Below are 20,586 nucleotides of genomic sequence, written 5' to 3'. Positions count from 1 at the left end.
CGGGAAGAAGTCAGGCGGCCATGTCCGGTGCGGACGGGCCTTGTTTCCGGAGTTGGTCCAGCGCCGCCCCGAGCTGGGCGGCCTGCTGGGGGTTGATCATCGGCTGGGAGAAGATCTCCACGAACGCCCGCGTGACCCGCGCCTGCCCCTCGGGGGAGTCCACGTCGACCCCCAACGCCCGGGACAGCTGTTCCCGGAGCAGGAACACGCCCACCTTCATGGCGACCAGGACCGCGGAGTAGGCCCGCGGGTCGGCGGACTCGATCGGTTGCTCGGTCAGCCAGTCCTCACCGACCGCGACCATGTCGTCGAACATCGCCCCCGCCGCGGGTGAACCGTCCATCATCGAGCGCAGCAGGTATTCCCGCCACAGCGCCATCTGCGGATAGGCGGAGACGAGGAACAGCGGGTCGGCCAGCCGTCCGTCGGTGAACATCTGCTTGCGCAGCTGGTTGACCTGGTCCATGGCGTAGCTGTCGCAGGCGTCGCGCAGCGCCTCCTTGGAGCCGAAGTGGTGCCGGATCAGGCCGGCCGAGACACCGGCCTCCTTCGCGATGTCCCGGACCGTCGCCGCGTCGATGCCGCGCTCGGTGAACAGTCGGATGGCCGCGTCCCGGATCCGGGCCCGAGTGGTCAGGTCCTCGAACGCCGGCTGGCCGGCCGGGACGGCTGACATCGGCACCTCCTGTACACGTGTATTGGAAACTATCCGTACGGACAGAATGCTATACACGCGTATAGCGGCTCGGCAAGGCGCCACCACGACGTGGTCGGGTGGCCGCCGTCACCGAGGGTCACGTCGGCTGCAGGTGGGGGTGGTGCCGGGTCCGGGGGTGTGCGCTGCCCCGCCGGCCGGAGTCAGCCCTGGGGGCGGTAGTGCGGGTTGCGGTGCACGGTGTCCAGTCGCCCGTCGTGGTCGGTGTCCAGATAGGTCACGTCCGGTACGCCGTCACCGTCCAGGTCGAACTGCACGATGTCGGCGATCCCGTCGCCGTCCAGGTCGGTGATCGTTTCGGTGGAACCGTCCAGGTGGTGGGTGACGATCGTGTGCGACTCTCCCGCCACCGGCGATCCGACCGGAGGCCGGTGGTCGCTCGGCGGTGGGGCGTCGGGCGCGTACCGGTGGCCCCCGGGCATCCGGGTCGGACCCGGCGGTTGCGGCGTCGCCGCGGCTGGCGCGGGGGGCGCGGTCACCGGTTCCGGCGCGTCGGCCGGTGACTCGCCGCTCGGCTCGATGCCCTGCCCGGTGGGGTCCATCTCCTCCTCGGAGGGGTAGACGTTCCCGTCGAGCGTCGGATCCGGGTACCTGCTCATGGTCCTCCTCTTCGCCGGTTCCGGCCCGCGCCAAACCGGCCGGCGGGCGCCGTGTCCCGGCGGCCGGGCCGGACCGGACCGGTGGGACAAAAACCGACCCGGCCCCTGGTGCCGGGCCATCTTTGGCAATATTCTCCGAGCCGGTAGGTGCAAGCGTAGGTCTTTTTCATGCAGCCACTGGAGGCGACGTCATGCCCTTCGACCAGCACGAACTCGACCGCCGTACGCTGCTGCGGGCCGGCCTGGGCGCGGCGGCGGTGGCCGTCGTCGGCACCGAACTGGCCGCCGGGACGGCGGCGCAGGCCGCACCCGGGGCGGACCTGGACTGGATCATCGGCTGCGACGACTGGGGCGCCCGACCGCCGGCGAGCACGATCCAGCTCAGCGGCAACACCACCAACAAGATCATCGTGCACCACATGGCCTTCCCGAACGTCACCGACTACTCCCGGGACCAGGCGCTGCGGCTGGCCCGCAGCTGTCAGGACCTGCACATGGACGGCAACGGCTGGGCGGACACCGGACAGCACTTCACGGTCAGCCGGGGCGGTTACGTCCTGGAAGGCCGGCACCGCAGCCTGGAGACCCTGCGGGAGGGCCGGCAACAGGTGGTCGCGGCGCACTGTCCCGGCGAGAACGGCAACGCCATCGGCATCGAGAACGAGGGCACGTACGTCACCGAGACGCCGCCGGCAGCCCTGCTGGACTCGCTGACCCGGCTGTGCGTGACCATCTGCCAGCGGTACGGGCTGCACGCCCACGACATCTTCGGGCACTGGGACTTCCGCGCCACCGACTGCCCGGGCATTCTGTTCTACCGGGAGTTTCCCGCCCTGCGCCGCCGGGTGGCCGCCGGCCTCGGCACGCCGGCCGGTGATGTTCCGGCCCGTCGCTGGCCGGACATCTGGCGGTTCGTCGGCGGACCGGTGGTCCAGGTCGCCCAGTACCTGCTGAACTTCCGCGGCTACGCCGTGCCGGTGAACGGCGTCTTCGACGCGGCGACCGTGGCGGCGGTGCAGGACTGGCAGGCCCGCAACGGCCTCCCGGTCGACGTCGACGCCACCCTGACCGGACCGACCTGGGAGACGCTGGCGCCGGAGTTGGCCAAGGACGCCACCGGGCTGCCGGTCAAGGCGGTGCAGTACATCCTGCGGAACAAGGGGTACGCGGACGTCACCGTCACCGGGACGTACGACCAGCCGACCATGAAGGCGGTCCAGGACCTGCAGCGACTGCACGGGTTGACCCCGAACGGCAAGGTCAGCACGAGCACCTGGTGCGCGGTGGTCGGCGGCGTCGTCCGTCAGGCGTTCGCCGCCCGCTGAGCCGGCCGCCCATCCGGCCGAGCACAGACCCGGGCGTGCTCGTGCCGGGTGACCGGGCCGGACCCAGGGGCTGACGACCAGGGATCGAGGGCTGACGACCAGGGATCAGGGGCTGGCGGCCAGGAAGAGGAAGGCGGCGAACAGGGCGAGGTGCACCCCACCCTGCAGCGGGGTGGCCCGGCCCGGCACCACGGTGAGGATGCCGGTCAACACGGTCAGCGCCAGCAGCACCATCTGGGTGGCGCCGAGGCCGAGCAGGAGCGGTCCGGGCAGCCAGATCGAGGCCAGCGCGATCGTCGGGATGGTCAGCCCGATGCTGGCCATGGCCGAGCCGTACGCCAGGTTGAGGCTGGTCTGCACGCGGTCGCGGCGGGCCGCGCGGGCCGCGGCCAGCGTCTCCGGCAGCAGCACCAGCAGAGCGATCACCACACCGACCACCGACTGCGGGAAACCGGCCGCGGTCACCCCGGACTCGATGGTGGGCGAGATGGCCTTGGCGTCGCCGACCACGGCGACCAGCGCGACCAGCAGTAGACCGAGGCTGACCAGCGCGGTCCGGGTGGACGGCGGCCGGGCGTGCTCCGCGCCGTCGACGATCTCGCCCTCGTCGGCCACGGGCAGGAAGTAGTCCCGGTGTCGCACCGTCTGCACCGCCACGAAGAGTCCGTACAGGGCGAGCGAGGCCAGGGCGGCGAAGGTCAGTTGATCGGAGGAGAACTCCGGTCCCGGCTTGCTGGTGGTGAAGGTGGGCAGTACCAGGCTGAGCGCGGCGAGGGTGGTCACCGTGGCCAGGGCGGCGCCGGTGCCCTCCGGGTTGAAGGCCGCCACCCGGTGGCGCAGCGCGCCGAGCAGCAGGCACAGCCCCACGATCCCGTTGCAGGTGATCATCACCGCGGCGAAGACGGTGTCCCGGGCGAGGGAGGCCGTCTTGTCGCCCCCGCTGATCATCAACGTGACGATCAGCGCCACCTCGATCACCGTGACCGCGACGGCGAGCACCAGCGATCCGAACGGTTCGCCGACCCGGTGCGCGACCACCTCGGCGTGGTGGACCGCGGCCATGACCGCCCCGGCCAGGAACGCGGCGACCAACACCACGAGGGCGGATGGCAGGTTCCGGCCCCAGGTGAGCGCCAGGGCCGCGGCCGCGATGATCGGAACGACCACGGTCCAACGGCTCAGCCAGGAGTTTCTCAGCTCGGTCACGCGTCAACGTTGCCAGACGATCTACCCGGTCGACGCCTGGCACGCCGGAATCACCATCGCGTGACCGGCCGTCCGACCGACCCGACGGGTGTGCCGTTCCCGCCCCGAACCGGGCCGGTACGGATCGGGAACGGGCTGGGACGTTGCCCGTATCCGGGACGGGCTGGACGTTGCCCGCGATGCCCCCTACCGGATCTGCCGATGAGCGTGCATCTTCGACTCTGCGTGAGGGTCGTCAAGGATCCTTGACGAGAGGCGCTGCGTCAAGGATCCTTGACGCATGGTTGAGCGGCCCGAACAAGACGAACTGACGCTGCTGCGGGCGCGGCTGACTGCGCTGACCGGCTCTGATCCGTTCGGGGCGCTGGCCATGTCGGCCCGCGTCGAGGCGCTGGCCCGTGCGGCCGCTGCCGAGGCGGCGGTTGCCGCGTGCAGGCGGGGCGCGTCATGGTCGGAGATCGGGGACGCGTTCGGCATCAGCAGGCAGGCGGCACATCAACGCTTCGCCAGGTACGTCAAGGCGGCCAGGCCCCGATGACGGGCCGGTTGCGCGCCTGGTGCACCCGGGCGGTCTCTACCACGGTCGATATCGACCGTCCCGCCGCCGAGGTGTGGGCCGTACTGATCGACTTCGGCGGCTACCCCGAGTGGAACCCGCAGATCCGGCGAGCCGAGGGCGAGCTCGTCCCGGGGCGCCGGGTGACCTTCCACATGCACCCGCCGATCGGTCCTCCGATAAGGATCCGGCCCCGCGTCCTCATCGTCGATCCCGGGCACGAACTACGCCTGCGCGGCAGCCTTCCCGGAGTCTTCGGTGGTGAACACTGGTTCACACTGGAGCCGATCGACGACGGATACGGCACCCACGTGACCCAGGGCGAAACCTACCGCGGCTTGATCGTGCCATTGCTCGGGCGTGTCATCGCGGCATCCCTCATAAGTTTCCAGCGACACAACGCCGCGCTGAAGCGCCGAGTCGAAACCATCTCGACCGACCGTCAGCGCGAACCGTCGTGATCGCACGAAACGATGTCCGCACATGCCGCGATCCGGTGCGCCGGGTCCGGGCGAGCCGCTCTCGATGGGGCGGATTGATCCGGCGCGTGGTCAACCGGGTGGAGGAGATCCACGGGCCGGGGGTGGTGCCGCTGCCCGGCCGCACGGCGTTCTACGCGCTGGTCGACCGGCTGTCGGCCGGCAGGCACACCTTCGGTTCGGCGGTCACCCGCCGGCAGACGGCCAACCGGCCGGCCGGGGCGTTCACCCCGACGTTCGCGTCCCGGCCCGGAGAGCAGGTACAGATCGACTCCACCCCGATCGACGTAATGGTGCTGCTGGACACCGGGCTGATGGCCCGGGCGAACCCGACCATCGCCGTCGACGTGGCCACCCGCACGATCTGCGCCGGGGTACTGCGTCCGGTCGGCACCAAGGCCGTGGACGCGGCGTTGCTGCTGGCCCGGATGCCGGTCCCGGAGCCGATCCGGCCGGGCTGGCCAACGCGCTGCGCATGTCCGCGTCCCGGCTGCCACACGCCCGGCTCGTCGACGTCGACGCGCGGATGCGGGAGGCCGCCGCCCGGCCGGTCATCATCCCGGACCAGATCGTCATCGACCACGGCCGGGTGTTCGTGTCCGAGACGTTCGAGCGGGCCTGCGACCCCGCCTGGCCGCCGCGGCGGCTCCCGGCGAGCAGGTCACCGAGGCCGAGGTCGCCCGCGCTTTGGACGAACTGCTCACCCGCGCCGAGTACGGCCGGGACCGGGCCAGCGCGAAGGTCGCCGCCCGCACCGACCCGTCCTGCCCGGACCCCCGCCCCGGCCGAGCCAGTACAGCCGGACGCGCAGGTCATCCCGTTCGGTATCTTCGACGCCGACGCCGACGCGGAAAGGTGCATATGAGCCCGGCCCTCGACGACGCCCTGGCCCCCGACGACCCGCCCACCACCAAGGAAGGCTGGCTCCGGTTCGTCGACTACCAACCCGAGCCGCCACCGGTGCTCACCGGCGCCGAGCCGCTCGCGCTGACCAACCGGCAGCGGGCCGCGCACGACGAGGCCCGCCGCGACTACCACGCCGAGCTGCCCCTGGTGAACACCCCGACTATCCGGCAGGTGCTGTCCACCGGCCGGCTGCTGGTGCAGCTCAACCGCCGGCAGATCTCCGCCCGGCGCGGCGCCATCATCAGCGGCGCGTCGGGCACCGGCAAGACCACCGCGCTGACCCAGCTCGGCCGCACCCACGAACGCGCGGTACGCAAGCGGCACCCGACCAGCCGCACCGGCTGCCGGTCCTTTACGTCACCGTCCCGCCCGCCGCGACCGCGCGGATGCTCGCGGTCGAGTTCGCCCGCTTCTTTGGCCTGGAGTTCTCCGGTCGGGCCAACATCACCGACGTCGTCAACGCGGTCTGCGCCACCGCCGCACACACCGGCGTCGAGCTGGTCCTGGTCGACGAGATCCACAACCTCAACCTCGCTACCCGCACCGGCGCGGAGGTGTCCGACCAGCTCAAATACTTCGCCGAGCGGCTGCCGGCCACGTTCGTCTACGCCGGGATCGAGGTCGAGTCCAAGGGCCGGTTCGCCGGGGTCGCGCACCCACTCTGAAGCACAAGATCATTCGATCGGAAAGTAGACCTGAACAACTCACGCCCCGACCGTCTGGAGACGCTGATGAGCAGCAATGTCACGGCCCTGGTGGTCGCTGTCGTAGGTGTTGCAGGAACACTCGCTTCAGCTGTGATCATCCAGGTTCTGGCGATGCGTTCAAGGTGGCGCGAGATCGAGATCCAGGACAACCAGCGGCGAGAAGAGCGCGAGCAAGCCCTGCAGAGCGCTCAGCGCGCTGAGGTCAAAACTGCAATCGCCGGTTATCTGGAAGCTGCCCAGCACCTTCAGAGCCAGCTCTACGCGAGAGAGTACGGCCGCGACTTCGAGGACGTAGCGCTGATGGTCGAGCAGATCTGGCTCGCCCATGCGCAGGTAGACATCCTGTGCTCCGAGCGCCTGCGCCTACCGCTCGCGCGCCACGCGCAGGCCCTAAACGAAGTAGCCCGCCACGAAGAACGCCATGAGGACTGGTGGAACTACATCCTTCCCTACAAGAGGGCATTGATGGATGCCGTCCGTGACGAGCTGAGGTGGTCCGACAGCGCCACGCCTACCGGAGCTTGAGAGACAGGCCGCAGCCTTGATCATCCGAAGCCTTCACCGGACAGGACACGTCCGCCTGTCCGTGGGGGAGACATGCGGGTGATGCCTCGTGTCACGATCCGGGTCGCGCCGGTGACCCGGCCGGTTTCGGGATCACCCTGCCGCTGCGGGCCACCCTGGCCGTCCGGCTGGCCCGCGCGGTGGCCGCGTACCTGGTCTTCGGTATCGCGCTGGCGGTGATCACCGGCCTCGGGTTCGGGGTCCGGACCCTGCGCCGGTTCGTCGCCGGGGTGCCGGATTTATTGCCGGATGACCTGATCGGCGCGCAGGAACGGTCCCGGCGGTTGGCCGCCGCACCGGCGTCGTAGCACGGCGGCGGCGCGGCGGCACCGGACCCACCTGCCAGCGGCCCGGCGGGCCGGGTCGAGAATGGTGGGACCGGGGCCGCGCGGACCCGGGGCGAGGAGCAGCGATCATGACCCAGAGCGACACCGACGAGGCGGCCAGCTTCGCCGACCTGACGCTGCGCCCCGAGCTGCTGCACACGCTCACCAGCCTCGGCTACGAGGAGCCCACCCCGATCCAGCGGGAGTCCATCCCACCGCTGCTGGCCGGGCGGGACCTGCTCGGCCAGGCGGCCACCGGCACCGGCAAGACGGCCGCGTTCGCGCTGCCGGTGCTGCAGCTGATCGGCGCGGACACCGGCGGCGTCGAGCCGGCGGCGCTGGTCCTGGTGCCCACCCGCGAGCTGGCGGTGCAGGTCTCCGAGGCGTTCCACCGGTACGGCCGGGAACTCGGCACCCGGGTGCTGCCGATCTACGGCGGTCAGCCGATCGGCCGGCAGTTGCGGGCCCTGGCCAGCGGCGTGGACGTGGTGATCGCCACGCCCGGCCGGGCGCTGGACCACCTGAGCCGCGGCACGCTCCGGCTGGGCTCGCTGCGCACGGTGGTGCTGGACGAGGCCGACGAGATGCTGGACATGGGCTTCGCCGAGGACATCGACGCGATCCTGCAGGAGGCGCCCCAGGAACGGCAGACGGTGCTCTTCTCGGCGACCATGCCGCCCCGGATCGACGCGATGGCCCGTAGCCACCTGCGCGAGCCGGTCCGGATCCAGATCGAACGGGAACAGGCCGCACCGGGCGAGGCCCCCAAGGTACGGCAGAGCGCGTACCTGGTCGCCCGGGCACACAAGCCGGCGGCCCTGGGCCGGATCCTGGACGTCGAGGCGCCGACCGCGGCGATCGTCTTCTGCCGGACCCGGGAGGAGGTCGACCAGCTCACCGAGACGCTCAACGGGCGGGGTTACCGCGCCGAGGCGCTGCACGGCGGGATGAGCCAGGAGCAGCGCGACCGGGTGATGGGCCGGCTGCGTACCGGCACGGCGGACCTGCTGGTGGCCACCGACGTCGCCGCCCGCGGCCTGGACATCGAGCAGCTCACCCACGTGGTCAACTACAACCTGCCGTCCGCGCCGGAGTCGTACGTGCACCGGATCGGCCGGGTCGGTCGGGCCGGCCGGGAGGGGGTCGCGATCACCCTGGCCGAGCCGCGCGAGCACCGGATGCTCAAGACGATCGAGCGGGTCACCCGGCAGCGGATCACGGTGGAGAAGATCCCCACCGTCGCCGACCTGCACGCCCGGCGGTTGGAGCTGACCCGGGCCGCGCTGGAGGAGAGCCTGATCGAGGACCACTTCGAGCGGTTCCGGGTGGTGGTCGAGACGCTGGCCGACGAGTACGACGTGATGGACGTGGCGCTGGCCGCCGTGAAACTGGCCCACGAGGCCACCGGCGGCGCGGTGGACGACGAGGAGGAGATCCCGCAGTTCGTGCCCCGGGCGGAGCGGGCGGAACGCGGCCGGCGGGAGCACACCGGCGGCCGCGACCGGCGGGAGTACCGGGGCCGGGACGAGGGGATGACCCGTATCTTCGTCGGCGTCGGTCGCCGGGTCGGGGTCCGGCCGCAGGATCTGGTGGGTGCGATCGCCAACGAGTCCCGGCTGAGCGGGCGCCAGATCGGCGCGATCGAGATCGCGGACCGGTTCTCCCTGGTCGAGGTGCCGGACTCGGCGGTCAACGACGTGGTCGAGGCGCTGCGGGCGACCACCATCAAGGGCAAGCGGGTCACCGCCCGCCGCGAGCGCGACCAGGACCGCTAGCCGGCCGCCGCCGGCCCGCCGGCCGGACCTGACGGCGTGGGCCGGCCACCGTCCGCAATGAACCTTTTTCAACCTCCCCTTGCGCTCCGGCGTCGGCCGAGGTCGAAGACGCGGCTTGCGCACCGCGCGGTTCAGGTTGAAAAAGGTTCAATGGTCGCCGCGCGCCGGCCGAGCGCCGGAGGCGGGCGTACGGACTCCGCGTCGGGCGGGCAGAATCATCCCATGCGGCTGCTGCTGGTGGAGGACGACGTCCGGGTGGCGGGTGCGCTGGCGGCCGGCCTGCGTCGACGGGGTTACCTGGTCGAGCACGTCGAGACCGTCGCCGCGGCGCTCGCCGCCGGCCCGGTCGACCTGGTACTGCTGGACCTGAACCTGCCCGACGGCGACGGGCTGACGGTGTGCCGGACGCTCCGGGCGGCGAGCCCGGGGATCGGCATCATCGTGCTGACCGCCCGCAGCGAGGAACGCGACCGGGTGGTCGGCCTGCGCACCGGCGCCGACGACTACGTCGTGAAGCCGTTCTCGATGGCCGAGTTGCAGGCCCGGATCGAGGCGGTACTGCGCCGGGCGACCTGGGTGGCGCCGCCCAGTTCGGTGCTCTCGTTCGGCCCGCTGACCATCGACGTCGCCGCGCGCGAGGTCCACTACGACGGCCGGCTCGTGGCACTGACCCGCAAGGAGTTCGACGTGCTGCTCTCGCTGGCCCGCCAACCCGGGGTGGCGGTGCCGCGGGACCGGATCCTGATGGACGTCTGGCAGACCACCTGGCGAGGCGGTCACACCCTGGAGGTGCACATCGGGTCGCTGCGCAGCAAGCTCGGCGCGGACGACCTGGTGCAGACCGTCCGTGGGGTCGGCTACCGGCTCAAGGCCGGCTGAGGCGATGCGTGGCCGGCTGACCGCCACCTACCTCGCGCTGCTCTGCCTCGTCCTGCTGGCCCTGGAGGTGCCGTTGGGGATGACCCTGGTGACCCGGGACACCCAGCGGTTGGCCGCCGACCGGTTGGCCGACGCGTTCCGGTTCGCCTCGCTGGCCGAGCCGGCCCTGCGCACCGGCGAACTGTCCCCGATCGACCTGGAGATCGGCCGCTACGACCAGCTGTACGACATCGGCGTGGTGATCGTCAATCAGGACAACCTCATCATCGCCACCAGCCGTACCGACCTGCGGATCGAGGGCGACCTCGGCGCGGCCGTCCGGCGCGCGCTGGCCGGCGACCAGTCCGCCAGTCCGGCGGGGATCTGGCCCTGGCAGGACGTCCCGCTGGTGGCGGCCGTGCCGGTGGGCGGCGGGGGAGAGGTGACCGGGGCGGTGGCCACTGTCTCGGACAGCGGCGAGGTGCGCGCCGGAGTGGTCACCAAGTGGGCGGCCCTGGCCGGGGTCGGGCTGCTCGCCATGCTGGCCTCCGCGGTCGCGGCGACGGCGCTGAGCCGGTGGGTGCTCAAGCCCGTCACCGAATTGGACGCCGCCGCGCACGGGATCGCCTCCGGCGACCACGCGGCCCGGGTGCCGCGGCAACTCGGACCGCCGGAGCTGCGCCGGCTCACCGTGGCGTTCAACGAGATGGCCGACACCGTCACCGACTCGCTGCACCGGCAGCGGATGTTCGTCGCGCACGCCAGTCACCAGCTCCGCAACCCGTTGACCGCGCTTCGGCTGCGGGTGGAGGAGCTGGGCCAGGACATCACCGGCGAGGACGGCCGGGCCGGTCTGGAGTCGGCCCTCGCCGAGACCGACTGGCTGGCCCGGATCCTCGACGGGCTGCTGGCGCTGGCCCGGGCCGAGAACGGCGCGCACCGGTTGGAGCGCACCGACCCGGTGGGGATCGCCGAGTCCCGGCTCGCCGCCTGGCAACCGCTGGCGCAGCAGCGGGAGATCACCCTGTCGGCCGACCTGCCCGCCGAGACCGGACCGGTACGGGCGGTCGCCACCGGCCTGTCCCAGGCGCTCGACGCGCTGATCGACAACGCGTTGAAGTTCTGCACCGCCGGCGACACGGTACGGGTCGTGGTCCGACCGGTGGCCGACGGCGTGGTCGTGCGGGTGACCGACGACGGGCCCGGGATGTCGGAGGAACAGCTGCGGCATGCCACCGACCGGTTCTGGCGCGCCCCCGACACCCAGAACGTGCAGGGCGCCGGCCTGGGACTGCCGCTGGTCGAGGTCCTGGTGACCGCGTCCGGCGGCACGCTGACGCTGGAAACCGCCCGGCCGCACGGGTTGGACGCGCGGATCTGGCTGCCCGCCGCCGGCACCGAGGTCGACGCCGTACCGCCGGACCGGGAACCGGCGTGAAGAGGTTCAGTGCTTCGCGTCGCGGTAGTACGCGATCGCGCCGGGATGCAGCGGCAGCGGGGCGGTGGTGATGGCCGACCGGGCGTTCAGCTGCTCCGCCGCCGGATGGGCCCGGCCGAGTTGGTCCCGTTTCTCGATCAGCAGCCGGGTCAGGTCGTAGACCAGGCCGCGGGGCAGGTCGTTGCGGACGATCAGATAGTTGGGCACCGCGACCGTGGTGATCACCGGCAGGCCGTAGACGGATCGCGGCACGTCCCGGGCGACGTAGACGTCCCCGTAGCGCTTGCGCAGCGGTCCGACCCACTCGCCGAGGTCGATTAGTCGGATCGGGGTCCGCCTGGACAACTGGTTCACCGCCGCCACCGGAAGCCCGCCGGAGAAGAAGAACGCGTCGATGTGACCGGCCGCCAGTTCGGCGGCGGAGTCGTCCAGCCCCAGCCGGGACTCGGTGAGCGCGCCGGTCAGCCCGGCGGTGGCCAACAGCCGGCCGGTGGTCACCTCGGTGCCCGAGCCCGGTGCGCCCACCGAGACCGCGCGACCGCGCAGGTCGGCCAGCCGTTGGATCCGTCCCCGCGCGGCGACCACCAGGTGGAGATGATCGTCGTAGACCCGGGCCATCGCCGAGATCGACGAGGACTGCGGGAGTCCGTTGAGGATGTCGGCCTGGGTGAAACCCACCTCGGCCCCACCGTCGCGGACCAGCGCCACGTTGGCCGCGGACGCCGCGGTGACCAGCGCCTCGGCGCTGGTGCCGGGCAGTTCGGCGGAGAGGATCCGGGCGTACGCGTTGCCGATGGCGTAGTAGACGGCGGTGGGGCTGCCGGTGGCGATCCGGACCGTCCGCCCGGGCGGGACCGGCTGCTCACATCCGGCCACCAGCACGGCGACCAGCAGTAGACACGCCGACCAGCGTCTGCGTGGCACCTCGGGCACCCCCCTCGGGTCCGGATCGGACGGTGGCGGACCGGCCTGCCGGTCGGCCGCCGCAAGTTTCCCTCAAGAGATGACCGGAGCAATAGGCCCCTCGGGTGGAAGCGGCCATATTCATCGCATGAGCACCGGCCCCCAGGTCGCGTTGGCCCCACAGTTCGAGTCGGCCGTCCTGCTGCGCTGCACCAGCATCACCGCGGTCCGTTATCCCAGGCTGCGGCGTCCGGTCAGCCGCCCGCCGGGGGTGCTTGCCGAGTTCAGCGACGACCGGCCGGCGGACCGCCTGGTCGAGTTGCTCGCCGCCGGCACGGTCGCCGCGACCCGGGTGAACCTGACCGCGGGCGGGCACCGGCAGCACCGGTTGTACCGGGTGGTGGTGCCCGCGGAGCGGGCCGAACCGCTGCGCGGGGTGTTCGACCACGCCTGGAGCGCCGGCCGGAACGAGTTGCTGGCCGGGCTGCCGGTCGGATCCAGTTCGCCCCGGCATACCGTACGCGTGGAGCTGGCGACCGCGGCCTGGCGGGCGGCGCTGCTCGCGGCCGGCCGGCGGTGCCGACCGGACTTTCTCGGCATCCGGGTCAGCGACCCGGACACCGCCGCGGTCCTGGTCCGGTCCGCCCGGGTGCTCGGCGTGCCGGTCAGCACCCGGCGCGCGGGCGGGTGCACCCTGCTGGCCGTCCCGGCGCGCGAACGGTTGCCGGAGCGGATCCGGGCGGCGGCGGACCGGCCGGCCTCGCCCACTCGACACCCGACCGTCCTGGCCACGGCCTGACGGGGCGGGCGGCGGGGTTCCGGCGGGCCCGCAGACGGGGGCGGGCCGGCCGGAGCCCCGCCAGTGGTGCCTCTTGACGGTCGCCCCGAGATCGACTAGACCCTGCGAGGTAGGTCTATTCGAGTGCGACGATGCCTCGGGAAGGACGGACGTGTTGCTGAGCGAGCGGCGTCACCACGGAAACCCTGTCGACCCGGCCCGGCGGGCCCCGGTCGGCCCGGCGCGACGGTGGCGGCTACTGGGCGGTGTCGGGGCGGCGGCGCTGACCGCCGCCACGCTGACCGTCGCCGGTGCCGCGCCCGCGGCGGCCGCGCCGGCGGCCGGGCCGCCGAAGGTCACCCACGGTCCCTGTCAGTACACCCAGACGCCGGACGAGCCGGCGGCCCGACCGGTCCCGCTGCCGCCCGACCCCCGTCGTACGCCCGACCGCGGCACCGTCCGGGTCGACCTGCGTACCAACCAGGGCGGGATCGGGCTGACCCTGGACCGGGCCCAGGCGCCGTGCACGGTGCAGAGTTTCCTGCACCTGGTCCGGCACCGGTTCTACGACCGGACCGTCTGTCACCGGCTCACCACGTACCCGACCCTGCAGGTCCTGCAGTGTGGCGACCCGACCGGCACCGGTGAGGGCGGGCCGGGCTACCGCTACCGGGACGAGTTGCCGACCGACCTGCCGCCGTCGCCGGTCCGGCCGGACCGCAAGCTGTACGCCCGGGGCGTGCTGGCGATGGCCAACGCCGGACCGGACACCAACGGCAGCCAGTTCTTCCTGGTGTACGGAGATTCGGCGCTGCGTCCCGACTACACGATCTTCGGGACGGTGGACGCCCGCGGGTTGGCCACCCTGGACCGGATCGCCGCGGGCGGGGTGGACCCGGCCGCCGACCCGGCCGGCCTGGACGGGCCGCCGGCCCGGACGACCCGGATCCACCGGGCGTCGACCCACCGCTGACCGACCGCAGGGGGCGGGAGGAGCACCGAATCGAGGAGCGATCCGATGACCGAGTCCCGCCGTCCCGCGTTCCACCTGGCCGTTCCCGTCGACGACCTGGCGGCCGGCCGCACCTTCTACGGCGGCGTGCTGGGCCTGCCCGAGGGGCGGTCGGCCGCGCACTGGGTGGACTGGGACTTCCACGGCCACCAACTGGTGACCCACCTGGTCCCCGGGGCCGGGTCGGCGGACGCCGGGCGCAACCCGGTCGACGGCCACCAGGTACCCGTACCGCACTTCGGACTGGTGCTGTCGATCGAGGACTTCCACGCGCTGGCCGAGCGGATCCGGACCGCCGGGGTGCCGTTCGTCGTCGAGCCGTACCTGCGGTTCGCCGGGGAACCGGGCGAGCAGTGGACCATGTTCCTGCGTGACCCGGCCGGCAACGCGTTGGAGTTCAAGGCGTTCCGCGACGAGTCCCGGCTGTTCGCGACGGACTGAGCGACGCCGGACGGGCCACGACACCGGCGGGTGTCCGGTCGGGACATCGACCCGTGCCGTCATCGACCACTGTGGCCGGACCGTGTCTTCCCCGGCGTCCGGGTACGGCGGACATGTCGTCGTTTGCCATGGTGCTCACCGCAATGGGCGGTCACCATCTGCCACGTAGTCGAGATCCACAACCGGACGGACCGTTGTCAGTAACCGTCCGGACCACCCGGCCGTGGTCCGGCTGCGGCGGCGGATCGCCCTCGTGCCGCCGGCGCGTGGCGGAGCCGGCGGGCGCGCGTGACCGGGCGGGGCATCCGGCGGCTCGTCGCGGCGGGAGCCGTCGGGCTGGTCGTGGCGACCACCGGCTGCGGCGAACCGGGTGACAGGGCCGCCCCGGTACGGGCGTTCGGCAGCTGGGACGAGGTGCTCGCCGAGGCCGGTGGCCAGACCGTGAACCTCTACCTGGGCGACGGCTCGGCGACGGCCGAGGCGTACGTGGACCAGCATCTCGCCCCCGCGGTCGCCCGGTACGGCGTCCGGATCGTCCGGGTGCCGGGCGTCGACGCGCCGGCGGCGGTCGACCGGGCCCGCGCCGAGCGGCGCGCCGGCCGCGACGCCGACGGCGCGGTCGATCTGGTGCGGCTGAGCGGGGATGCGTTCGCCGCCGGCCGGCGGGACGAGCTGTGGCGGTGCGGCTACCCCGACCTGATGCCGAACAACAAGCTGGAGAGCGGGCGTTTCCCGGTCTCCACCCGTACCGCCGCGCTCCGCGAGGGGACCATCGGCAGCCTCGACCACCTCGGCATCCCGTACAACGCCAAGCACGCGGCGGCGGCCATGGTGGTGTTGAACGAGGCCCTGTCGTTCGACCAGCAGTTGGCGAAGGCGAAACGGGAGGTGTGGGGGGCCTATCCGGCGATCGCCCTGGACCGGCTCACCCGGGAGGAGAATCTGGCGTTCTCGACGGTGCTGGCGCCGCGCTGGGCGTTGTCGTTCGCGGAACCGACGGTCCACGCCAGCCCGGAGGTGCGACCCGAGTGGGCCAGCCGGATCGACCAGGACTGGCAGCGGGAGATCGCCCGGCGGTGAGTCAGGTCGATCAAAGCCATTGACCCCGACCGTTCCATTTTATACGTTTTCTCCAATGGAGGCGTCGATGACCTCGTTGTCACCCTCCGGCTCGGCGCGACCGGCGCCGCCCCACCGGCAGGAGGAAACATGGCCCAGCGCATGAAACTCCCCGGACTCCTCGGCGAACTGGCCGCCGAGTTCGCCGGCACGATGATCCTCATCCTCTTCGGCCTCGGCGTCGTGGCCCAGGTGGTGGCCGGGGGTCTCGGCGACCACGACAGCATCGCCTGGGCCTGGGGCCTGGGGGTCACCGTCGGCGTGTACGTCGCCGCCCGGATCAGCGGTGCCCACCTCAATCCGGCGGTGACCCTGGCGCTCGCCGTCGTCAAGGGCTTCTCCTGGCGCAAGGTGGCGCCGTACGCGCTCGCCCAGACCGCCGGCGCCTTCGTCGCCGCGCTGCTGGTGCGGTGGAACTACAGCGAGGTGCTGGCCAAGGCCGACCCCGGGCACACCCTCAAGACCCAGGGCGTCTTCTCGACCCTGCCCGGCAACGGCGTACTTCCGGTGACCCAGTGGGGCGGCCTGCGCGACCAGGTGATCGGCACCGCGATCCTGCTGTTCGTCATCCTCGCCGTCACCGACCTTCGCAACTCGCCGCCCGCCGCGAACCTCGCCCCGGTGGTGATCGGCCTGCTGGTGGTCGCCATCGGGATGGCCTGGGGCACCGACGCCGGCTACGCCATCAACCCCGCCCGGGACTTCGGGCCGCGCCTGGCGTCCTTCCTGACCGGGTACGGCACCGCGTGGCGCGACCAGTACGGTGACCTGTACTTCTGGGTGCCGATCGTCGGGCCGCTGGTCGGCGGCGTGCTGGGTGCGGGCCTCTACCAGGTCCTGATCGGCCGGTTCCTGCCCGCCGACGAGGCGCTGGAACCGGGCCGCCTGCCGACCCCCGACCCGACCGACGCCGACCCGACCGACGCCGACCGGACGGGCGCCGGCCGACCGGCCACGGTCTGATCCCGCTGGCCGTCCATCCCGAGGCGAGCAGCGGTTCCACCAGCGAGCAGAGGAGACTTAGATGGCTGACTTCGTCGGCGCGGTAGACCAGGGCACCACCAGCACCCGATTCATGATCTTCGACCACGGCGGCAACGAGGTCGGCCGGCACCAGCTCGAACACGAACAGATCCTGCCCCGGGCCGGCTGGGTGGAGCACAACCCGCTGGAGATCTGGGAACGTACCTCGTCGGTGATCCGGACCGCGATGAACGCCCGCGGCCTGGAGGCGTCGGACCTCGCCGCGCTGGGCATCACCAACCAGCGGGAGACGACGGTGGTGTGGAACCGGCGCACCGGTCGGCCGTACTACAACGCCATCGTCTGGCAGGACACCCGTACCGACCGGATCGCCTCCGCGTTGGACCGCGACGGCCGCGGTGAGGTCATCCGGCGCAAGGCCGGGCTGCCGCCCGCGACCTACTTCTCCGGTGGCAAGATCCAGTGGATCCTGGAGAACGTCGACGGGGTGCGGGAGGCCGCCGAGCGGGGCGAGGCGGTGTTCGGCAACACCGACACCTGGCTGATGTGGAACCTCACCGGCGGCGTCGACGGCGGCGTGCACGTGACCGACGTGACCAACGCCAGCCGGACCATGCTGATGGACCTGGAGACCCTGGACTGGGACGACGAGCTGCTCTCCTTCTTCGGCATCCCGCGGGCCCTGCTGCCCGAGATCCGCCCGTCGTCCGACCCGGGCCGCTACGGCACCACCCTGCCGCACGGCCCGCTCGGCGGCGAGGTGCCGCTCACCGCGATCCTCGGCGACCAGCAGGCGGCCACCGTCGGCCAGGTCTGTTTCTCGGTGGGCGAGGCCAAGAACACGTACGGCACCGGCAACTTCATGCTGCTCAACACCGGGACCACCCTGGTCCGCTCGGAGTCCGGCCTGCTGACCACCGTCTGCTACCAGTTCGGCGACCAGAAACCGGTGTACGCCCTGGAAGGCTCCATCGCCGTCACCGGCTCGGCCGTGCAGTGGCTGCGCGACCAGCTCGGCATCATCAGCGGCGCGGCGCAGAGCGAGGCGCTGGCCGCGCAGGTGCCGGACAGCGGCGGGGTGTACTTCGTACCCGCCTTCTCCGGCCTGTTCGCCCCGTACTGGCGTTCCGACGCCCGGGGTGCCATCGTCGGGTTGTCCCGGTTCAACACCAACGCCCACCTGGCCCGGGCCACCCTGGAGGCGATCTGCTACCAGAGCCGGGACGTGGCCGAGGCGATGGCCAAGGACTCCGGCGTGAGCCTCGACGTGCTGAAGGTCGACGGCGGGGTCACCGCCAACCGGCTGTGCATGCAGTTGCAGGCGGACATCCTCGGCGTACCGGTGAGCCGGCCGGTCTGCGCCGAGACCACCGCGCTCGGCGCCGCGTACGCGGCCGGGCTGGCGGTCGGGTTCTGGTCCTCCACCGACGAGCTGCGGCGCAACTGGAACGAGGCGGAGCGCTGGCAGCCGACCTGGTCGCAGGAGCAGCGCGACGAGGGGTACGCCAACTGGAAGAAGGCCGTCGAACGCACCCTCGGCTGGGTGGACGTCGACTGATCGCGCCGCCGCAGTGGTGACGCTCCCGTGACGGTGTCCGAGGAAGGCTGTGCTTCCCGACGACGGCTTGCCGGCCGTCCACGAGACGTGGTTCGGGAGGGCGAGCGTAAACCAGTAGCGTCACCGCGTCCCCGGCCGTCATGATCGCGTCCGTGCTTGTCGACCTGTGGCCGCAGTTCGGCCTCGTCATCCGTACCCCGAGGCTCGAACTCCGCCTCCCACGCGAGGAGGAGCTGGTGGCGCTCGCCCACCTCGCCGGCAGGGGAGTGCACCGCCCGGACGAACGCCCGTTCCTCACGCCGTGGACCGACGGCGGTCCCGAGGACCGGGCGCGCGTCGTGCTGCGCGGACACTGGAGCCAGCTCGCGGGGTGGCGACCCGAGGCGTGGCAACTCGGGCTCGGCGTCTTCCTCGACGGCGACCCGCTCGGCGTGGTCACGCTCCGCGCCCGCGACTTCCCGGTGGTCCGCGAGGCCACCACGGCGTCCTGGCTGGGCCTCGAACACCAGGGCAACGGGTACGGCACCGAGGCCCGGATCGGTTTGCTCACGCTGGCCTTCGACCACCTCGGAGCCAACGCCGCGCTGACCGAGGTGTTCCAGGACAACCACGCGTCCCAGGGGGTGTCCCGCAAGCTCGGCTACGAACCTGACGGCATCTCGGTCGACGCCCGCGGCGACGAGGCCCTCGTCTCCGACCGGCTCCGGTTGACTCGGCAGAAGTGGGACCGGCAGCAGCGGCCCACGGTGACGGTCGACGGCCTGGCCGCCTGCCGGCTAGCGTTCGGCCTCTGACAGCGGGGCGTCGACGCGGCGGGCGAGGTGGACGGTGATGTCGGCGGCCACCTCGACCGTGTCCGGCAACACCCGCCTGATCCGACCGAACACCTCCGCCTGCCGGCCGGCGGGCAGTTCGAGATAGGCGGAGACGGTCGACAGGTGGCCGACGTAGTGGGCGGCGCTCATCGTGAGACGCCGTCCGACCACGGACTGCCGGACATCGGTGAACCACTCGGACCGTTGCAGCTCGGTGCCCGGCCACTGCATGGCGTGTTCCGGCGGTGTCCCGTCCGGGGACGGGATCTCGTCACTGTCCAGGAACGGGGCGCGGGCCGCGCGGACGGCCTCCGCCACCGCCGGGTCGGCCAGCCCGACCGGTCCGCCGAACGAGGCGAACACGCCACCGGGCTCCAGCAGTGCGGCCGCCCGGGCCCACCGGCCCGCCGGTCTCGTCCAGTGCAGCGCCGCCGCCGCGTAGACCAAGCCGTACGTATCGTCCAGCGGCAGCTCCTCGAAGGCCGCCCGTACGGTCCTAACCTCCGCCGGCACATGCCTGCGCAGCTCGGCGAGCATGGCTTCGTCCGGCTCGGTCGCGGTGACCGCGATCTGCCGTCGCGCGAACAGGCGGGTCGCCTTACCCGTCCCGGCACCGATCTCCAGGGCGGTCCGGACCGGCCGGCCCGCGTACGCCAGCACCCGGTCGACCAGCTCCGCCGGATACCCGGGCCGGAACCGTTCGTACGCCTCGGCCACCGCCCCGAAGCTCAACGCGCGATCGGACATGCCGAGCATCCTGGCACCGGGCGGGTCGCCACCGCCCGGCATTTCCCGCTTCAGCGGGGCGGCCTTCGGGCGGACCCGGCCCTGTCCGGCCGGACGCCGCTCAAGTGGGGGCCGCCGGACAGATCGGCCCGTGGCTGGTCGCCGTGGCGTCAGGACTGTTCGGTCAGCAGTTGTTCGCGCAGGATGTCCGCGTGCCCGCAGTGCTGGGCGAGCTCACGCAACATGTGCAGGTAGACCCAGCGCAGCGGGAGCGGGCCGCGCCGGTTTCCGCGCAGCAGGTCGTCCAGCCCCAGTGACAAGGTCGCGCGGCGGGAGGCCGCGCAGGCTTCCGCATAGGCGCTCCGGACGCTCGCGATGGTGTCGTCGTCGCGCAGGACGAACGACTCGTCCGGCGTCGCCGGGATGCCGATCTCGGCGCGCGACCGACAGGTGACGGCCTCGTCGAACCACACCTTTTCCACGAAGGTGACGTGCTTGACCAGGCCGAGCAGCGTGGTCCGGGAGGGCACCAACGAGCGGCGCGCCTGTTCCTCGGTCAGCCCGTCGAGGCAGTCGTGCAGCACGCGCCGGTGCTCGTCGAGGAAGACCTCGAACTGGGCGCGGAGCGGCTGGTCGAGGACCTGTTCGGTGGAGGTGGGCGTGGTAGGCACCCGCGCAGCATCGCAAAGCCGCCGGCCAGGAGCAAACGGGATCGTGCGGGCGGTAGCACTGCTGCGGGAACGCGGCCTCGTCTACACCGTGCCGCAGCGCGGAACCTACGTCGGGCAGGAACCAC

At 72.1% G+C, this 20,586-nt stretch carries 24 protein-coding genes; 16 read left to right on the top strand and 8 right to left on the bottom strand.

Annotation, left to right across the window (positions count from 1 at the left end):
* Nucleotides 1-10: 10 nt before the first annotated feature.
* Nucleotides 11-676 carry a TetR/AcrR family transcriptional regulator gene (locus tag ACFOX0_RS24175; protein ID WP_377549944.1) on the bottom strand — a complete coding sequence of 222 codons (666 nt, stop codon included), beginning with the start codon at nt 674-676 and terminating at the stop codon, nt 11-13.
* A gap of 182 nt (nt 677-858) precedes the next feature.
* The gene (locus tag ACFOX0_RS24170; RefSeq protein WP_377549942.1) at nt 859-1,314 is read right to left on the bottom strand and encodes a hypothetical protein; all 456 of its coding nucleotides are present in this window, start codon (nt 1,312-1,314) and stop codon (nt 859-861) included.
* 191 nt (nt 1,315-1,505) lie between these two features.
* Between ACFOX0_RS24170 and ACFOX0_RS24165 the strand changes: the two genes are divergently transcribed.
* The gene (locus ACFOX0_RS24165; protein WP_377549940.1) at nt 1,506-2,639 is read left to right on the top strand and encodes a peptidoglycan recognition protein family protein; all 1,134 of its coding nucleotides are present in this window, start codon (nt 1,506-1,508) and stop codon (nt 2,637-2,639) included.
* A 105-nt stretch (nt 2,640-2,744) separates the two neighbouring features.
* Here the strand turns inward: ACFOX0_RS24165 and ACFOX0_RS24160 are convergent, their stop codons facing one another.
* Nucleotides 2,745-3,836, bottom strand: a complete 1,092-nt coding sequence (locus ACFOX0_RS24160; protein ID WP_377550076.1) for a calcium:proton antiporter — start codon at nt 3,834-3,836, stop codon at nt 2,745-2,747.
* Nucleotides 3,837-4,125: 289 nt separating this feature from the next.
* On the opposite strand from ACFOX0_RS24160, the gene ACFOX0_RS24155 reads away from it, so the two are divergent.
* Together ACFOX0_RS24155 and ACFOX0_RS24150 are read left to right on the top strand one after the other, a co-directional pair.
* Nucleotides 4,126-4,383 carry a hypothetical protein gene (locus ACFOX0_RS24155; RefSeq protein ID WP_377549938.1) on the top strand — a complete coding sequence of 86 codons (258 nt, stop codon included), beginning with the start codon at nt 4,126-4,128 and terminating at the stop codon, nt 4,381-4,383.
* Nucleotides 4,380-4,862, top strand: a complete 483-nt coding sequence (locus tag ACFOX0_RS24150) for an SRPBCC family protein (protein ID WP_377549936.1) — start codon at nt 4,380-4,382, stop codon at nt 4,860-4,862. Before ACFOX0_RS24155 ends, ACFOX0_RS24150 begins: the two co-directional genes overlap by 4 nt.
* Before the next feature lie 151 nt (nt 4,863-5,013).
* Here ACFOX0_RS24150 and ACFOX0_RS24145 read toward each other — a convergent pair whose 3' ends face one another.
* The gene (locus ACFOX0_RS24145) at nt 5,014-5,463 is read right to left on the bottom strand and encodes a hypothetical protein (RefSeq protein WP_377550085.1); all 450 of its coding nucleotides are present in this window, start codon (nt 5,461-5,463) and stop codon (nt 5,014-5,016) included.
* A gap of 448 nt (nt 5,464-5,911) precedes the next feature.
* Nucleotides 5,912-6,058, bottom strand: a complete 147-nt coding sequence (locus tag ACFOX0_RS24140; protein WP_377550083.1) for a hypothetical protein — start codon at nt 6,056-6,058, stop codon at nt 5,912-5,914.
* Nucleotides 6,059-6,127: 69 nt separating this feature from the next.
* Here ACFOX0_RS24140 and ACFOX0_RS24135 point away from each other — a divergent pair, with 69 nt between their 5' ends.
* From ACFOX0_RS24135 to ACFOX0_RS24110, 6 genes are all read left to right on the top strand, one after another.
* A complete protein-coding gene (locus ACFOX0_RS24135; protein ID WP_377550074.1) occupies nt 6,128-6,451 on the top strand; it encodes a TniB family NTP-binding protein in 324 nt (107 codons plus the stop codon).
* A gap of 66 nt (nt 6,452-6,517) precedes the next feature.
* Nucleotides 6,518-7,018: a hypothetical protein gene (locus ACFOX0_RS24130; RefSeq protein WP_377549934.1), complete on the top strand. Its 501-nt coding sequence runs from the start codon at nt 6,518-6,520 to the stop codon at nt 7,016-7,018.
* Nucleotides 7,019-7,197: 179 nt separating this feature from the next.
* Nucleotides 7,198-7,365 carry a hypothetical protein gene (locus ACFOX0_RS24125; RefSeq protein ID WP_377549932.1) on the top strand — a complete coding sequence of 56 codons (168 nt, stop codon included), beginning with the start codon at nt 7,198-7,200 and terminating at the stop codon, nt 7,363-7,365.
* Between the two features lie 107 nt (nt 7,366-7,472).
* Complete coding sequence (locus tag ACFOX0_RS24120; protein ID WP_377549930.1) at nt 7,473-9,158, top strand: DEAD/DEAH box helicase; 1,686 nt, start codon at nt 7,473-7,475, stop codon at nt 9,156-9,158.
* A 222-nt stretch (nt 9,159-9,380) separates the two neighbouring features.
* A complete protein-coding gene (locus tag ACFOX0_RS24115; protein ID WP_377549928.1) occupies nt 9,381-10,037 on the top strand; it encodes a response regulator transcription factor in 657 nt (218 codons plus the stop codon).
* A 4-nt stretch (nt 10,038-10,041) separates the two neighbouring features.
* Nucleotides 10,042-11,454, top strand: coding sequence for a HAMP domain-containing sensor histidine kinase (locus ACFOX0_RS24110; RefSeq protein WP_377549926.1), 1,413 nt, complete (start codon nt 10,042-10,044; stop codon nt 11,452-11,454).
* Nucleotides 11,455-11,460: 6 nt separating this feature from the next.
* Here ACFOX0_RS24110 and ACFOX0_RS24105 read toward each other — a convergent pair whose 3' ends face one another.
* Nucleotides 11,461-12,378, bottom strand: a complete 918-nt coding sequence (locus ACFOX0_RS24105) for a TAXI family TRAP transporter solute-binding subunit (RefSeq protein WP_377549924.1) — start codon at nt 12,376-12,378, stop codon at nt 11,461-11,463.
* A gap of 127 nt (nt 12,379-12,505) precedes the next feature.
* On the opposite strand from ACFOX0_RS24105, the gene ACFOX0_RS24100 reads away from it, so the two are divergent.
* The 7 genes from ACFOX0_RS24100 to ACFOX0_RS24070 all read left to right on the top strand — a co-directional run bounded on the left by ACFOX0_RS24100 (nt 12,506) and on the right by ACFOX0_RS24070 (nt 19,043).
* Nucleotides 12,506-13,156, top strand: a complete 651-nt coding sequence (locus ACFOX0_RS24100; RefSeq protein ID WP_377549922.1) for a hypothetical protein — start codon at nt 12,506-12,508, stop codon at nt 13,154-13,156.
* A 262-nt stretch (nt 13,157-13,418) separates the two neighbouring features.
* Nucleotides 13,419-14,108 (top strand): peptidylprolyl isomerase, encoded by a 690-nt coding sequence (locus ACFOX0_RS24095; protein WP_377550072.1) that lies wholly within the window; start codon nt 13,419-13,421, stop codon nt 14,106-14,108.
* A gap of 45 nt (nt 14,109-14,153) precedes the next feature.
* Nucleotides 14,154-14,588, top strand: a complete 435-nt coding sequence (locus ACFOX0_RS24090) for a VOC family protein (RefSeq protein ID WP_377549920.1) — start codon at nt 14,154-14,156, stop codon at nt 14,586-14,588.
* 288 nt (nt 14,589-14,876) lie between these two features.
* Nucleotides 14,877-15,668, top strand: coding sequence for a hypothetical protein (locus ACFOX0_RS24085; protein ID WP_377549918.1), 792 nt, complete (start codon nt 14,877-14,879; stop codon nt 15,666-15,668).
* Nucleotides 15,669-15,797: 129 nt separating this feature from the next.
* On the top strand, nt 15,798-16,670 hold the full coding sequence (locus ACFOX0_RS24080) for an MIP/aquaporin family protein (protein WP_377549916.1): 873 nt from the start codon (nt 15,798-15,800) through the stop codon (nt 16,668-16,670).
* Between the two features lie 61 nt (nt 16,671-16,731).
* On the top strand, nt 16,732-18,249 hold the full coding sequence (gene glpK / locus ACFOX0_RS24075) for a glycerol kinase GlpK (protein ID WP_377549914.1): 1,518 nt from the start codon (nt 16,732-16,734) through the stop codon (nt 18,247-18,249).
* A gap of 152 nt (nt 18,250-18,401) precedes the next feature.
* Nucleotides 18,402-19,043, top strand: a complete 642-nt coding sequence (locus ACFOX0_RS24070; protein ID WP_377549912.1) for a GNAT family N-acetyltransferase — start codon at nt 18,402-18,404, stop codon at nt 19,041-19,043.
* Here the strand turns inward: ACFOX0_RS24070 and ACFOX0_RS24065 are convergent.
* Nucleotides 19,026-19,811, bottom strand: coding sequence for a class I SAM-dependent methyltransferase (locus ACFOX0_RS24065; RefSeq protein ID WP_377549910.1), 786 nt, complete (start codon nt 19,809-19,811; stop codon nt 19,026-19,028). The genes ACFOX0_RS24070 and ACFOX0_RS24065 overlap by 18 nt on opposite strands.
* 149 nt (nt 19,812-19,960) lie before the next feature.
* Nucleotides 19,961-20,461 (bottom strand): DinB family protein, encoded by a 501-nt coding sequence (locus ACFOX0_RS24060; protein ID WP_377549908.1) that lies wholly within the window; start codon nt 20,459-20,461, stop codon nt 19,961-19,963.
* Nucleotides 20,462-20,586: the final 125 nt, after the last annotated feature.

The sequence above is a fragment of the Micromonospora zhanjiangensis genome, assembly GCF_042650605.1.
GTDB lineage: Bacteria > Actinomycetota > Actinomycetes > Mycobacteriales > Micromonosporaceae > Micromonospora_J > Micromonospora_J zhanjiangensis.
The sequence above is the reverse complement of the archived record's forward strand: the minus strand, read 5'-3'. Positions and strand labels throughout refer to the sequence as shown.